A 15,286-nucleotide genomic window follows, 5' to 3' on the forward strand; every position below is an offset into this window, starting at 1 on the left:
TTAGAGTGGAAATTTAATATAACCACCATTCGGTTTTAATGCCAATGTAATGTCCCCAGCTTTTATTACCGATCTGTTGCAAGTAGGGTGAATATAAGTTGTTCTTAGCAAAATCATTATAATGTGCTACCGTATAAACCAATCGTAAATGGGGACGCGCCCATGGATCGCGCTTAGCCGTAGGAACGAAAGTGGGAATTATTCCAAATTTTATCATTTGTGCCGCATCTTGTGTTCCATCTTTTCTTGAGGCGAAACTGATTTCATTCATTAAATGAAACCAATCCTTTAAATAAACAAAAGTTCTAACCCCAACTGCAAAATCGGTTTTACGATTAAACAGTGATCTTCCCAAATAATCTGGGGCTTTATTGAGACTATCGGCGGCCCCACGGCTTTTGGTATAAAGTCCGTAGCCGTTAATAGAGAATTTATTTCCCGGATTAAACATAATATGTTCAATAAGTGCCCAAGAATAAGCTTCATGAAAATTATTAGTGCCCAAGTTAGGAGCACCATAGGTAAGCCAGGTTTTGGAGCCACCACCGTCGCCTCCATTGGCAATTCTATTTCCATAACGTATGGCAAATTGATTAAAGGAACCTGGGATGGGTGTATTCAAAGTTGCGATATGTTTGAGACCGATAACCCAACCATAGTCGGATGGATAGTTTAGTGGTGTTATTTTATCTTCAAGTGTTGCATCAGCTAAATGATGGTATTCTCCTAACAGCTTAAGTGTATTTTTTTCATTGAGTTTAAATTCATGTTCTCCAATTATGACAGTGCGCTGCCTTAGCCCTAAAGTTGGAGTGCCATTTACAATGTTTAAATAGAAATAGGGGGGTAGTGAACTTGTAGTATCTACAGCTCCGGGAAATAACAACGATAGGGAAGTGTTTTTATATTGAATGCCAAATCCTTGTGATGAATGGTCGTCGAAATAAAAATGATCGGCAATGTGAATATCATTATAACGCAGTAACCGAGCTCCAATCCATACTGACCATTTGCTTCCCATAATGTTAGTTGCCTCTGCATACATTTCGGGTAAAGAAAAGGTAATTCCACCAAAGCTCTGACTCGTTACATTTCCCATAAACTGTCCTTGGGTGGTGTATAATGCTAATCTTGTTTGAATATTTATTTGGGTTTTTTGATCATTAATTTTAGGGGCGAAATGTAGCGCACCAATCATTTCCAAATAATCTTGTTCTTCCATTCTACCACCGATACTTCCCATTCCGTTTAAATTGAGTGACCTGCCTACATTCCCGGCAATTGCAGGGGAGAATCCAACTCCTATTCTTCCATAGCTGCCCACTGAAAAATATTTGTTAGTAACTGTTTGGGAAAAGGAGGTATTTGCCAGAAGGGAAAATAAATAGGCAAGCAGAATTTTAGATAGACGTAACTTCATGATAATTTCGATAACTATTAATTAATTAATAATTTATTGAAAATTAGTTAATTAATCAATAGTCGCATCGTCAATCTAGATAATTGTAAATAAGAAAAAAGAGGGACAAGGGGGAAGGAGTGACCACAATTGGGATGAAAACTACACCTTCAACAGAAACTCTTTCTGATAGCTTAACGGACTTTTTCCGGTAATCAGCTTAAAATGCTTATGAAAACTTGCAAAGTTGTGGAACCCACTTTCGAAACAAATTTGTTTTATATTGATTTTATTTTCAATCAAAAGTTTACAGGCCGAACCAACTCGTATTTCATTTAAAAATTGAGAATAAGTTTTGGTGGTTCTAGATTTAAAATACCTGCAAAATGAATTAGGACTAATATTGGCAATATTGGCAATTTCTTCCAGTTGAATTTTGCGTTTAAAATGAGTCAGAGAGTAATCATAAATGGCATGAATGCGGTCATTTTCAGCCTGTTCAAAATCATGACGAAAACCAATGGATGATAATGTTTGTTGGTTACTATTACCAATGTTCATCAAGGCTTCAATTAATAGCATAATTCTTTTTGGGCCCTCTGTGTTAAGTATCTGGTTAATGAGTTCGCCAACACCCGCTTTAGTTTTATTATTAATCTGAATTCCCCTCTTTGCCTTATCAAGGGTTGTTTTTATTAGTTTATTTTCAGGCAGATTTAAGAATTGATCACCCCAAAAGTTTTCGCAAAAGTGAATTACCTGCACATCTGCGGTAATATTTGAGTTTTCTTCAAAATATATATCATCAAAACGCCAGTAGTGCGGAAGATATGCTCCTACTAACACAACATCTCCTGACTGAAAACGCTTTATACTATCACCTATAAACTGAGTACCATTGCCTTGTCTAAAATAAATGAGCTCAACTTCTGAGTGATAATGCCATCGATTATTCATGTAGGGTACTGTATCGTGACGGGCACTAAACGAGTTGGTTTGATTAACGGCTACTTTCAATAATTGCGGTTTCATATATGTCTTGAAGTTTTGCGGCCGTTAAAGTAAAAAATGTTAATCAATAAAATATACATCAATTTACTATTTTACAAAAGCAGGCATGTTAATATCGCTTAATCATTAGGCAAAATGATAAAATTTATTCCGCTTAAATCGGTTTTCTTTGTGATTGCCAACTTATAGTTTGCTGCTTTAAATAAAGCAGATATTCTGTTTGGTAATTTGATGTGGTAGTAGTTTAATATTTGTTGTTTTGAAACAAACTAAAGTTTTACCCCTGACAGAAATTTTGTTGCTTGGTATTTTAATTATCTGTAATAACCGATTTTAATAAGATGTTAAAAAGACATTGTTTAGCTCTCGACCTGAAACCCGATGAATCCTTAATAGCTGAGTACGAAAAGTATCACGAACAGGTGTGGCCTGAAATTTTGAATAGCATCACTTCTTCAGGAATTGAGCGTTTGGAAATTTATCGTATCGAAAACCGATTGTTTATGATTTTGGAAGCTAACGAACAGTTTTCATTTGAGAAAAAGAGCGCAATGGATAATAATAATCCCAAAGTGCAGGAATGGGAAACATTAATGTGGAATTATCAGCAAGCATTACCAACCGCTAATCCTGGACAAAAATGGATTGAAATGAGAAAAATATTTCAACTATAACTTAAACCAATTATTTATGGAATTATCAACTCAAACCTTAAAAGTAAAAAGCGATACAGGAAGCGCAAAAAGCTTTGTTTTACCACTTATTTTGGTTACCAGCCTATTTTTTTTATGGGGCATGGCTTATGGATTATTAGATGTACTGAACAAACATTTTCAAGAAACGCTTAACATTACTACTGCCCGTTCAACCTTGTTACAAGCGGCCTATTTTGGAGCTTACTTTTTAATAGCACTACCTGCGGGTTTGTTTATGAATAAGTTTGGGTATAAAAAGGGAATTATTTTGGGCTTGTTATTGTATGCTTTTGGAGCATTTTTGTTTTACCCGGCAGCCCAGCAATCGAGTTTTAATTTCTTTTTGTTAGCAGTATTTATTTTAGCATCGGGTTTAACCTGCTTAGAAACAGCAGCAAACCCATATGTTACTGTTTTAGGAAAGCCAGAAACTTCTGAATTTCGCTTAAATCTTTCCCAGTGCTTTAACGGAGTAGGTTCATTTATCGGCCCAATTATAGGTGCAAATTTATTTTTTGGTACAACCAATACCGGCAGTCTGGAATCAGTGCAACTTGTTTATCTTCTAATTGCTGGAGTAGTGTTGTTAATTGCAGCATTGTTTTTCCGCACGCCGTTGCCTGAAATCAAGGAAAGTGAAGTTGTTTCTTCCGAGCTACAGGATAAAAAACCTTTGTTTGCACATTCTAATTTTACCAATGCAATAATTGCTCAGTTTTTCTATGTCGCTGCTCAAGTTGGTATTGCTGCTTTGTTTATCAACTATTGCACTAAAGTTGGAAGCGGAATCGATAACACTAAGGCTTCCTACTTGCTTTCGGTTGCTATGATTTTGTTTACCGCAGGCCGATTTGCGGGTACCGGTTTAATGAAAGTAATAGCTCCTAATAAGCTCCTAACAGTTTATGCTCTGATTAATATACTGCTTTGTGGTGCGGTGGTTTGGGCTAACGACTGGCTTTCGGTGTATTCGTTAATGGCAATTTTCTTTTTCGAGTCAATAATGTTCCCAACCATTTTTGCTTTAGGAATTAAGGATTTAGGTCATCATACCAAAAAAGGATCTTCTTTTATCATTATGTCGATCGTAGGAGGTGCTTTGGTTCCATATGTAATGGGACTTTTAACCGATAAATATTCAATAGCTACTGCCTATGTTGTTCCATTGGCTTGCTTTATTGTAGTGGCTTGGTATGGTTGGAATGGTTATAAAATTAAATTGAATAATAAAACTACTGAGGTTTAAAAATAAGTATGTCAAATAAAGTATTACATATTCATTCGACTGACAATGTGCTGGTTGCTCTAACGGACTTGCTTAAAGACGAGTCTGTTGAGTTTGAGAATGAATATTACGTATTGCAGAACAATATTGGGGCTAAGCACAAGTTTGCAATGCAGGATTTAAGTGCTGGTGATGAGATTATTATGTATGGGGTTTTGGTTGGCAAGGCAACTCAACCTATTTTAAAAGGTGAATTGATTCATACACATAATATTAAACATGCCTCTAACGAAAACTACAAAAAACAAAAGGATATCCATTGGAATGCTCCTGATGTAAGCAAATGGCAAAACAAAACCTTTAAAGGGTATTTACGGAGTGATGGAAGGGTAGGAACTGCTAATTATTGGCTGTTTGTACCAACTGTGTTTTGTGAAAACAGAAATCTGGATTATATCAAGGATGCCTTACTGCACCAATTGGGCTATGCTCCTTCGCACAAGTATCGTAATACAGTTAGTAAGCTAATAAATCTTTATAAGGACGATAAAAACGTTTCGGCTGTTTCTGCGCAAGAGTTATTGAGGGAGGAAGACATAATTATCCATGATCGCTTGTTTCCGAATGTGGATGGTATTAAGTTTTTGAATCATGAAGGAGGATGCGGTGGGACTCGCCAAGATAGCGAAATGCTAAGCAAGCTTTTGGCTGCTTACGCTGATCATCCTAATGTGGCAGGGGTTACCATTTTAAGTTTAGGTTGTCAGCATTTACAAGTTGATTTACTAAAGCAGGACATTAAAAAACGTAACCCTGCGTTTGATAAGCCTCTGTTTGTTTTCGAACAACAATCGGCTGTTTCTGAAGAATTGATGATTGCCGAGGCTATTCAGCAAACGTTTACTGGTTTAATTGAAGCGAATAAGGTTGTAAGAACTCCTCAACCGTTGAGTAAACTTTGTATTGGTGTTAAGTGTGGTGGATCGGACGGATTCTCGGGTATTTCAGCAAATCCAGCCGTTGGTGTTACTTCTGATTTATTAGTAGCATTAGGCGGGCAAGTTCTCTTGGCTGAGTTTCCGGAACTCTTTGGTGCCGAGCAGGAATTGGTTGATCGCTGCATAACTTATGAAGCGGCTGAAAAATTCACTCGATTAATGAAAGCCTATGATGCTCAGGCAAGAGCTGTTGGCAGTGGTTTCTATATGAACCCATCTCCTGGAAATATTAAGGACGGTTTAATTACAGATGCTATAAAATCCGCAGGAGCAGCAAAAAAAGGCGGTACTGCCCCTGTTGCTGATGTATTGGATTATACGGAACCTGTAATAAAATCGGGATTGAATTTGGTTTGTACCCCAGGCAATGATGTTGAAGCCACTACTGGTAAAGCAGCAAGTGGTGCTACTCTGATTTTATTTACAACAGGTTTGGGAACTCCTACCGGCAATGTCATTTGTCCAACCATTAAGCTGTCAACAAATACAACGCTTGCCAACAGAATGAGTGATATAATTGATATAGATTGCGGTGGCGTAATTACTGGCGAAAAATCATTATTGCAAATGGGAGAGGAGATTCTGGAGTATTGCATTAAGGCTGCAAGTGGAGAGATTTTGCCTAAATCAGTACTGTTAGGGCAAGACGACTTTATTCCATGGAAAAGAGGTGTTTCATTATGATTACTCGATTGAATAAGCTATTCCTGTTGTTTCTGTCGTTTTCTGTATTTCAGTCGCAGGCACAAACAAGCATTCAGCAATTACCTGTTTTCGATGATAAGGTTCATGACTCAAATCAAACAGATTGGTTACTAAATGCAAAGCCATACAAGGCAGCTGTTTATAAGAATGATAGCAACAAAGAGCTTATTCTGAGTAATGGTTTGGTTAAAAGAGCTTTCATTATTGCACCCAATGTAGCTTGTATTGATTATACTAATCTGGTTAATAATCAACAACTGCTCCGTTCAATAAAAGCTGAAGCTAGACTGACCATTAATGGAAAGGAATATAATGTCGGGGGGCTAATTGGTCAAAAGGAGAATGCTTATCTTCTGCCAGAATGGTTGAATAAGTTTACCAGTTCGGCGGCAGACTTTCAGTTTGTTTCAATTGAGGTAAATCCAATTAGGCCTTACATAAAATGGAACAATAAATTCTGGGCGGCCAATGAAAAACAACCATCCGGAAAGATGCTTTCATTTTTGTACAGGCCTGGGGCTACTGAATTAATGGGTTTGTCGGTAAAAGTCAATTACGAATTATATGATGGTATTCCTTTAATCGTAAAATCTCTTACAATAGAAAATAAAGGTAGCTCTTCATTTAAAATCAATCGTGTAGTAAATGAAATACTAGGAACTGTAGAGGAAGAAAGTGCTGTGGTGGGGAAACCGCAGGTTATGCAAAAACCACAAGGGATTTATGTTGAAACTAATTATGCATTCAACAATGCAATGCGGTATAGTATTAGTGATCAAACCACACATTGGAAAATAGATTCAGCATACACTTCCCAGGTAAATTATGATTATCAAACTCCTTGTTTGTTGGAAGTATATCCTGAAAATGCACCTGATATTGAATTAATGCCTGGTGAAAATTTTAATTCAGTTCGTTCATATGAATTACTGATGGATAGTTATGACAGGGAAAGACGAGGATTGGCTATTCGCAAAATGTATCGAACAGTGGCACCCTGGACTACAGCCAATCCAATATTTATGCATTTGGTAAGTAGAAATGATGATCAGGTTCGTACTGCAATTGATCAATGTGCTGCCACTGGCTATGAAGCATTGATTCTCAGTTTCGGAAGTCACTTGGATATGGAAGATTCATCTGCGACTAATATAGCAAAATGGAAAACATTAGCTGATTATGCTCATAGTAGAGGAGTCCAGATTGGCGGTTACTCACTGTTCAGTAGTAGGAAAATTAGTGCTGAAGATGATGTAATAAGTGCCAAAACAGGAAAACCAGGCGGCGCTTTTTTTGGCAATGCACCATGTTTTGGGAGTAAATGGGGATTGTCTTATCGTGATAAGATAAAATACTTTTTCACACAAACCGGTTTTGATATCTGGGAAAATGACGGTCCTTATCCTGGTGATGTTTGTGCTTCCGTTACACATCCTGGACATAAAGGGCTAGGTGATTCGCAATGGCGGCAAATGGAAATTCAGAAGGAATTGTATCGCTGGCTGAATGAAAGGGGTGTTTATATCAATGCACCCGATTGGTATTTTTTGGATGGTACAAATAAAATAGCTATTGGCTATCGGGAAGTGAATTTTTCTTTACCAAGGGAGAATCAGAAAATTTTAAATCGTCAAAATATATTTGATGGTACCTGGGAAAAAACACCTTCAATGGGCTGGGGTTTTGTTCCACTTACTCGTTATCAGGGTGGCGGCTCAGAGGCGGTGTTGGAACCACTCTCTGAACACTTGAAAGATTATGAACAACTCATGATGCAATATTATGGTGCAGGAGTGCAAGCTTGTTACCGCGGTCCACGATTGTATGATACAGAAACCACAAAGCAAACCGTAGTAAATGTTGTTAGTTGGTATAAAAAACACCGTGAAATTCTTAATTCAGACATTATCCATTTACGTAGAGCTGATGGAAGGGATTGGGATGGAATTTTACATGTGAATCCTAATTTAAAAACAAAGGGATTAATGATGTTGTACAATCCGATGAAGGAAAAAATTACAAGAGTGATAAATGTTCCTTTGTATTATACCGGGTTAACAACTTCAGCCAATCTAAAAGAAAAGGGAGGGGTAAGCAGATCATATCAGCTTAACCGAAATTATGAAATTGAACTAAGCTGTACCATGGAACCAGAGAGTTGTACATGGTTTGTTATAGAGTAATTATCCCAAATTTTAAAGCTCAAATAATAGAAAATTTTAAATAAAAATTCGATGTTCTCATTACAAAACAAAATAGCAGTTATTACAGGTGGCGGTAGCGGAATTGGACGTTCAATAAGTGTATTATTTGCAAAGCAAGGTGCAACGGTTCATATTTTAGAACTAAGTGAAGAAAATTCCGTAGCAACCATTGAAGAAATAGTAGCAGTAGGAGGTAAAGCTTTTGGGCATTCGTGTAATGTAGCTAATCAGCAGGAAGTAATTAATGTGTTCGATAAAATTGGCAATGTTGATATTTTGGTAAACAATGCAGGGATTGCACACATTGGCAAAGCAGATACTACAAGTGAGGCTGATTTTAATAAAGTATTTGATGTGAATGTAAAAGGTGCTTACAACTGTTTGTTTGCGGCTATTCCACATATGAAAAATAATGGTGGAGGCGCTATTTTAAATATGGCATCTATTGCGGCTTTAGTGGGAATAACTGATCGTTTTGCTTATTCAATGAGTAAAGGTGCTGTTTATGCAATGACTTTGTCAGTTGCACGCGATTATATTCAAGATAAAATTCGTTGTAACAGTATTTCTCCTGCTCGCGTACATACACCATTTGTGGATGGATTTATAGCTAAAAATTATGCTGGACAAGAGGAACTGATTTTTGATAAATTATCAAAGAGTCAGCCAATTGGACGAATGGGTGCTCCAGATGAAATTGCAGCATTGGCCTTGTATCTATGTTCGGATGAAGCAGGTTTTGTAACCGGTTGTGATTACCCAATTGACGGTGGTTTCGTTAAGTTGAATAACTAATACCAAAATATCGCAAGCCCGATTCTATTATTATTTAAATTGGCTCTAATAAATAGCAATATGACAAATAAAGTGTACAGATTTGGACTGTTTATTTTGATGACACTGTTTTTAGTTTCTAATAAACTTGTTGGTCAAAATATCAATATCATTCCCTACCCTCAGAAAGTTGAAACCGGTAAAGGTAACTTTGTCTTTTCGTCCCATACAAAAATCGTCTACGATAAAAGGAATAAGGGGTTAGTAACAGCAATCGAACCTTTAGTAACCAAGTTTAAATTAGCCGCAGGAATTTCTTTAAAGGAAGAGACAGCAGTTGTTAAAAACAATGTAGTAAAAGTTGAATTAACTGAAAAGGTTATACAGCAAGAAGGATATCAACTTAGTATTTCTCCTAAGGTTATTCATATTAAAGCTAAAGCGGATATTGGAGTTTTTTACGCAGTTCAAACTTTATTACAGTTGTTACCGGCAGATATTGAAAACGAAAAGCGCGTTGGTAATAGACAATGGAAGGTTCCCGCAGTTGAAATTGAAGATGCACCGGCTTTAGCTTATCGGGGATTGATGATGGACGTTGCACGTCACTATATGCCGTATGAATTTTTGGAGAAGCTAATAGACTTATTGGCAATGCAAAAAATGAATACCCTGCACCTGCATTTAACCGATAGTCAAGGATGGAGATTTGAAAGTAAAAAATATCCCAAACTAACGACCATTGGTGCTTATCGTAAAGGAACTCCATTGAATACCACTTATGATTATCAATCAAGACAAAATGATACGCTTTATGGCAGTTTTTATACTCAGGCGCAATTAAAAAAGTTGGTGGCTTATGCTCAATCAAGGTTCATTACCATTATTCCTGAAATTGAAATGCCGGCACACTCAAAATCAGCATTGGCGTCTTATCCTGAACTGACTTGTTTAGATAGTACTGGAAAGGCGTTTTCATATCCTTCTCAAATTCAGGATGAGTATTGTACCAAGGATTCAACGTTTACTTTCCTGACAGATATTTTATCTGAAGTGATGGAGATATTTCCTAGCAAGTATATTCACATTGCCGGAGATGAAGCATCAAAGGTTAACTGGAGAAAATGTCCTGTTTGTCAGAAACGTATGAAAGACGAGAAATTAACTTCAGTGGAAGAATTGCAAAGTTATTTCATTAAGAGAATTGAAAGGTTTGTTAATGCTAAAGGTAGGTCAGTTATCGGTTGGGATGAAATTTTGGAAGGTGGTTTAGCTCCTAACGCGACAGTAATGAGCTGGAGGGGAGAAAAAGGAGGTATTGAAGCCGCAAAACAAGGACATCAAGTTATTATGACACCTGATGGTTATTGCTATTTCGATCATTATCAGTCTGATGATCCTGCTGAACCGGCCGCTTTCGGTGGTTTATCAACTTTGGCAAAGGTGTACAATTATAAACCGATTCCGGCTGAATTATCTGCAGAAGAAGGAAAATTGATTTATGGTGCTCAAGGTAATTTATGGACTGAATATGTGCCTAACTATAAACAAGCTGAATACATGTTTTTCCCACGTTCTATTGCCCTGGCCGAAGTTATCTGGTCAGCCAATAAACAACCCTATGACCAGTTTTTAAGTAGATTGTTAGCGCATCTTAAACGTTTGGATAAACATTCGGTTAACTACTCAAGACATTTGTTTGATATTAAAGTAAATGCCTATACTGATTCTGTTTCAGGTACGTTAATGGCTTCAGTAAATGGAATTCCGAGTGGTTATGATGTGTTTTACACTACAGATGGTTCTAATCCCACAAAAAAATCAACACCATATAGGGGGCCAATTAACATTACAAAAAGTTCCCAGCTAATAGTTGGAGTTATTTATAATGATCGATTGGTTGATAAGGTGCAACGGACCTTCTTATTAACCAAGTCTACTGGTAAACCCTCAATGCTTACAAATCAGGCAAGTGCAAATTACAATAAAGGTGGTGAACACGCTTGGAATAATGGCATCTTGGGTAGTCAAAGCAGGTTTAATGATGATGAGTGGCTTGGATGGAGTGGGCAAAACTTTGAAGGTACTATTGATTTTATGAAGAAAGAGACCATAAATAAAGTATTTGTGCGTGTTTTCAGTAAGCCGTCAAGTTGGATTTATATGCCTTCTAGCATATCAGTTTTAGCCTCAGACAATGGTGTCGATTTTGTAAAAATTGGGGAACAAAAGGATTTCAAAATACCAAATGATGGAGAGCAATTGATTTCTTTAAATGTTAGCGGGTCTGCCCGATTCCTTAAAGTGATCGCTTCGAACTATGGCCCTATTCCCAAAGGAAATGCTGGTGAAGGAAGCCCTGCTTGGTTGTTTGTTAATGAAGTTATTGTAGAATAATATTAAGCTTAAGAAAAATAATATAAATGAAACTTATTCGATTTGGAGAAGCCGGTAAGGAGAAAACCGGAGTGTTTATCAATGATAAATATTACGATACGTCTGCTTTTGGAGAAGATTACAATGAACAGTTTTTTGAAACTGATGGCGTAAATAGATTAGCTGAGTTTATTAAGTTAAATGATGGTAATTTACCTGTTATTGGCGCTAATGAACGATTGGGATCGCCAATTGGACGTCCTTCAAAAATTGTTTGTATCGGTTTAAACTATGTAGATCATGCTAAAGAAACTGGTGCAACTCCGCCTAAAGAACCTGTGGTGTTTATGAAATCAACAACTGCCTTATGCGGACCGTTTGATAATATAATGATTCCTAAAAATTCAGTGAAAACAGATTGGGAAGTTGAGTTAGCAATTGTAATTGGAAAAAAAGCCAGTTATGTAGATGAAGCAGATGCAATGGATTACGTTGCAGGATATTGTTTACATAATGATGTGAGTGAGCGTGAGTTTCAAATTGAAAGGGGAGGTACCTGGGATAAAGGAAAGGGCTGCGATACTTTTGCTCCTTTGGGGCCATGGATGGTTACTAAAGATGAAGTTAGCGATCCACACAAATTAAGCTTATGGTTAAAGGTAAATGGAAAAATGATGCAGAATGGAACGACTGCTAATTTTATTTTCAATATACCTTCGGTGATCTCCTATGTTAGCCAATTTATGACTTTGTTGCCTGGTGATGTAATTTCAACTGGGACACCGGCAGGTGTTGGACTTGGATTCAATCCTCCTGTTTATTTAAATCCCGGAGATGTAGTTGAATTAGGAATAGATGGCTTGGGCACTTCAAAACAAGAAGTGGTTGCTTTTTCTAATTAACAGCAATTTAAATCTCAACTCATGATTATCGACTCCCATCAACACTTTTGGAAATATAATACTAAAAATCATGCTTGGATAACAGATGAAATGTCTGTTATTAAGCGTGATTTTATGCCTGACGATTTGATTCCACTGCTAGCTGCTAATATGATTGACGGCTGTGTGGCTGTTCAAGCAGATCAGACAGAAGATGAAACACATTTTTTGTTGAATCTAGCCGAAGAACATAAGTTTATTAAAGGGGTAGTAGGCTGGGTTGATTTTCGATCTGAGGATATTGATGCGCGTTTGGAGTATTTCTCCAACTTTAAAAAGCTAAAAGGTTTTAGACATATAGTTCAGGCAGAACCACAGGAGGATTTTTTGCTTGGTAAAGCTTTTTGCAATGGAATAGGTTCACTTAAGAAATATAGGTTTACATATGATCTTTTAGTGTTCCCGAAGCAATTGCCTTATGTTTTAAGTTTTGTCAAACTGTATCCAGACCAGTTATTTGTGGTTGACCATTTAGCAAAACCCTATATAAAATCAGGAAAGATTGATGAGTGGAGGAAAGATATTATAGCGCTTGCCCAGTTTTCCAATGTGCATTGCAAATTATCAGGTATGGTAACTGAAGCAAATTGGAGCAACTGGAAGACCATTGATTTTAAACCTTATGTTGATGTGGTACTTGAAAGTTTTGGAATAGATAGGGTTATGTTTGGAAGCGACTGGCCAGTGAGTTTACTAGCTGCTTCTTATGATCAATGTTATGAGTTACTTCATAATTTAACACATCATTTGTCTTCGAATGAAAAAGATAAATTATGGGGTACTAATGCAACTCAATTTTATAACTTATTACCTTAAGAATGGATTTAAAACTAAATGATAAAATAATTATTGTAACCGGTGGGGCAAAAGGTATTGGTGAAGGTATCGTCAGGGTATTAACCAATGAAGGAGCGATTCCGGTAATTATTGGCAGAAATGAGACGGATAATCAATCATTGGTTAATGAAATATCGTCTCTGGGAGGTAAAGCTTTTCAGGTTACTGCGGAATTGACCACTCCTGAAAATTGCGAACAAGCTGTAAAAGAAGTTGTTTCAAAATTTGGGCGCATTGACGGATTGGTAAATAATGCCGGAGTTAACGACGGAGTAGGCCTTGAATCGGGTAACTATGAGTTGTTTATGGACTCATTGCATAAAAATGTTGTTCATTACTATTTAATGGCCCATTTTGCTTTGCCACACCTTAAAAAATCGAAAGGTAGCATTGTTAATATTGGTTCCAAAACAGCTGAAACAGGGCAGGGTGGGACGTCTGGATATGCAGCGGCCAATGGTGGAAGAAATGCTTTAACTCGTGAGTGGGCTGTAGAATTGTTGAAATATGGTATCAGGGTGAATGCAGTTATCGTGGCAGAATGCTTTACTCCATTGTATCAGAAATGGATTCAAACCCTATCTAATCCGGAAGAAAAATTGGCACATATTCAGAATAAAATTCCGTTTGAAAAACGAATGACTACTATGGAGGAAATTGCCAACATGACCGCTTTTTTATTGTCAGAAAAATCAAGTCATACTACCGGTCAATTAATACATGTAGATGGTGGCTATGTTCACCTGGACCGTGCAATTGAATAATTGTTAATCAGAAATTATATGAAGAAAATAGTACTCTTAATATGCTTTTTTTGCCTTGTAATCTTACAGGGTAATGCTCAACAAAAAACTCATCCCGATTCGATTCGTCATAAAATGCAATGGTTTGCTGATGCTAAATTGGGTATTTTTATTCACTGGGGTATTTATGCAGTAAATGGAATTGACGAGAGCTGGAGTTTTCATAATAAAAAAATCAGTTACGCCGATTATATGAAGCAATTAAAAGGCTTTACGGCTAAAAACTATAATCCACAACAATGGGCTGATTTAATTAATGAAAGCGGTGCTCGTTATGCAGTAATTACTACCAAGCACCATGATGGAGTAGCGCTTTGGCCAACTAAGGAAAAACATTATAGTGTAGTGAAAAATACTCCCGCTAAAAAAGATTTACTTAAACCTTTTTATGAATCTTTAGATAAATACGGTATTAAACGTGGAGCATATTTTTCATTAATTGATTGGAGTTATCCTGATTATCCCGGTTTTCTGAAAGACAGCAGTCGCTACAAAGTTGCTGACGATCCTCAACGATGGCATCGTTTCCAACGCTTTTATCAGGCACAAATAAATGAATTGAATAAAGCGTATAAACCTGACTTATGGTGGTTTGATGGTGATTGGGAACACAGTGCTGATGAATGGCAAAGCCAAAAAGTTAGAACTGATATTTTGAGCTTGAAACCTGGGGCAATATTGAACGGTCGTTTGCAGGGTTATGGCGACTATGATACACCTGAACAAAATTTTCCTGTAAGCAGGCCTAAATTTAATTGGTGGGAATTATGTATGACAACCAATAACAGCTGGGGATATCAACCAAATGATAAAAATTATAAAACGCCATTTGAAATAATAACGATTTTCGTTGATGCTGTTAGTAATGGTGGTAATCTGCTATTGGATATTGGCCCAATGGAAGATGGAACCATTCCTCCAGAGCAAGTGAACATCCTTAAAGAATTGGGTAAATGGAATAAAAAGCATGGAGAAGCAATCTTTGGTACTGTAGCAGGTTTGCCACAGGGACATTTTTACGGAGCTTCTACGTTATCAAAAGATTCAACTACGGTTTATCTGTTTCTATCAGGACAAACTACCGGCAATGTTATGATTAAAGGGTTGGATAATGCGATAAAAGATATTCAGGTTGTTGGAACTTCGGAACATTTACAGCATAAAGTTGTAGGTAAAATTTCATGGAGTCCGATACCGGGTTTAGTGTTTATTGATGTACCAGAAAAAATGAAAGATCCTTACATGACTGTTTTAAAATTAAAGCTGGATAAGCCTTTAAAGCTATATCGTGGTCAGGGGGGATTGAATTAATTATATA

Annotated in this window: 12 protein-coding genes; 10 read left to right on the forward strand and 2 right to left on the reverse strand. The window is 36.9% G+C overall.

The genetic code is table 11. The annotated features are described in order from the left end of the window. Positions 1–13 precede the first annotated feature (13 nt). Positions 14–1,420 (reverse strand): carbohydrate porin, encoded by a 1,407-nt coding sequence (locus L2B55_RS09920; RefSeq protein ID WP_237844559.1) that lies wholly within the window; start codon positions 1,418–1,420, stop codon positions 14–16. A gap of 141 nt (positions 1,421–1,561) precedes the next feature. After that, positions 1,562–2,431: an AraC family transcriptional regulator gene (locus L2B55_RS09925; protein WP_237844561.1), complete on the reverse strand. Its 870-nt coding sequence runs from the start codon at positions 2,429–2,431 to the stop codon at positions 1,562–1,564. 320 nt (positions 2,432–2,751) lie between these two features. Here L2B55_RS09925 and L2B55_RS09930 point away from each other — a divergent pair, with 320 nt between their 5' ends. From L2B55_RS09930 to L2B55_RS09975, 10 genes are read left to right on the forward strand one after another with little or no spacing between them, the layout of a single operon-like run. Next, a complete protein-coding gene (locus tag L2B55_RS09930) occupies positions 2,752–3,084 on the forward strand; it encodes an L-rhamnose mutarotase (RefSeq protein ID WP_237844563.1) in 333 nt (110 codons plus the stop codon). Positions 3,085–3,100: 16 nt separating this feature from the next. After that, positions 3,101–4,351: a sugar MFS transporter gene (locus L2B55_RS09935; RefSeq protein ID WP_237844565.1), complete on the forward strand. Its 1,251-nt coding sequence runs from the start codon at positions 3,101–3,103 to the stop codon at positions 4,349–4,351. 8 nt (positions 4,352–4,359) lie between these two features. Beyond that, entirely contained in the window at positions 4,360–6,012 is a 1,653-nt protein-coding gene (locus L2B55_RS09940; RefSeq protein ID WP_237844567.1) for a UxaA family hydrolase, read from the forward strand. Further along, the gene (locus L2B55_RS09945) at positions 6,009–8,216 is read left to right on the forward strand and encodes an alpha-galactosidase (protein ID WP_237844569.1); all 2,208 of its coding nucleotides are present in this window, start codon (positions 6,009–6,011) and stop codon (positions 8,214–8,216) included. Before L2B55_RS09940 ends, L2B55_RS09945 begins: the two co-directional genes overlap by 4 nt. Positions 8,217–8,267: 51 nt before the next feature. Further along, positions 8,268–9,032 (forward strand): SDR family NAD(P)-dependent oxidoreductase, encoded by a 765-nt coding sequence (locus tag L2B55_RS09950; RefSeq protein ID WP_237844571.1) that lies wholly within the window; start codon positions 8,268–8,270, stop codon positions 9,030–9,032. A gap of 60 nt (positions 9,033–9,092) precedes the next feature. Next, a complete protein-coding gene (locus tag L2B55_RS09955) occupies positions 9,093–11,408 on the forward strand; it encodes a beta-N-acetylhexosaminidase (protein ID WP_237844573.1) in 2,316 nt (771 codons plus the stop codon). Positions 11,409–11,434: 26 nt separating this feature from the next. Then, positions 11,435–12,289: a fumarylacetoacetate hydrolase family protein gene (locus L2B55_RS09960; protein ID WP_237844575.1), complete on the forward strand. Its 855-nt coding sequence runs from the start codon at positions 11,435–11,437 to the stop codon at positions 12,287–12,289. Between the two features lie 21 nt (positions 12,290–12,310). Then, a complete protein-coding gene (locus tag L2B55_RS09965; RefSeq protein ID WP_237844577.1) occupies positions 12,311–13,144 on the forward strand; it encodes an amidohydrolase family protein in 834 nt (277 codons plus the stop codon). Positions 13,145–13,146: 2 nt separating this feature from the next. After that, complete coding sequence (locus L2B55_RS09970; protein WP_237844578.1) at positions 13,147–13,929, forward strand: L-fucose dehydrogenase; 783 nt, start codon at positions 13,147–13,149, stop codon at positions 13,927–13,929. Between the two features lie 18 nt (positions 13,930–13,947). Then, positions 13,948–15,279, forward strand: a complete 1,332-nt coding sequence (locus L2B55_RS09975; protein ID WP_237844580.1) for an alpha-L-fucosidase — start codon at positions 13,948–13,950, stop codon at positions 15,277–15,279. Positions 15,280–15,286: the final 7 nt, after the last annotated feature.

This window comes from Solitalea lacus (genome assembly GCF_022014595.1).
Taxonomy (GTDB): Bacteria; Bacteroidota; Bacteroidia; order Sphingobacteriales; family Sphingobacteriaceae; genus Solitalea; species Solitalea lacus.

Excerpts from the sequence above, each read along its gene's own strand:
- L2B55_RS09920 (WP_237844559.1), bottom strand. The coding sequence starts at position 1,420 with ATGAAGTTACGTCTATCTAAAATTCTGCTTGCCTATTTATTTTCCCTT.
- L2B55_RS09925 (WP_237844561.1), bottom strand. The coding sequence starts at position 2,431 with ATGAAACCGCAATTATTGAAAGTAGCCGTTAATCAAACCAACTCGTTT.
- L2B55_RS09930 (WP_237844563.1), top strand. The coding sequence starts at position 2,752 with ATGTTAAAAAGACATTGTTTAGCTCTCGACCTGAAACCCGATGAATCC.
- L2B55_RS09935 (WP_237844565.1), top strand. The coding sequence starts at position 3,101 with ATGGAATTATCAACTCAAACCTTAAAAGTAAAAAGCGATACAGGAAGC.
- L2B55_RS09940 (WP_237844567.1), top strand. The coding sequence starts at position 4,360 with ATGTCAAATAAAGTATTACATATTCATTCGACTGACAATGTGCTGGTT.
- L2B55_RS09945 (WP_237844569.1), top strand. The coding sequence starts at position 6,009 with ATGATTACTCGATTGAATAAGCTATTCCTGTTGTTTCTGTCGTTTTCT.
- L2B55_RS09950 (WP_237844571.1), top strand. The coding sequence starts at position 8,268 with ATGTTCTCATTACAAAACAAAATAGCAGTTATTACAGGTGGCGGTAGC.
- L2B55_RS09955 (WP_237844573.1), top strand. The coding sequence starts at position 9,093 with ATGACAAATAAAGTGTACAGATTTGGACTGTTTATTTTGATGACACTG.
- L2B55_RS09960 (WP_237844575.1), top strand. The coding sequence starts at position 11,435 with ATGAAACTTATTCGATTTGGAGAAGCCGGTAAGGAGAAAACCGGAGTG.
- L2B55_RS09965 (WP_237844577.1), top strand. The coding sequence starts at position 12,311 with ATGATTATCGACTCCCATCAACACTTTTGGAAATATAATACTAAAAAT.
- L2B55_RS09970 (WP_237844578.1), top strand. The coding sequence starts at position 13,147 with ATGGATTTAAAACTAAATGATAAAATAATTATTGTAACCGGTGGGGCA.
- L2B55_RS09975 (WP_237844580.1), top strand. The coding sequence starts at position 13,948 with ATGAAGAAAATAGTACTCTTAATATGCTTTTTTTGCCTTGTAATCTTA.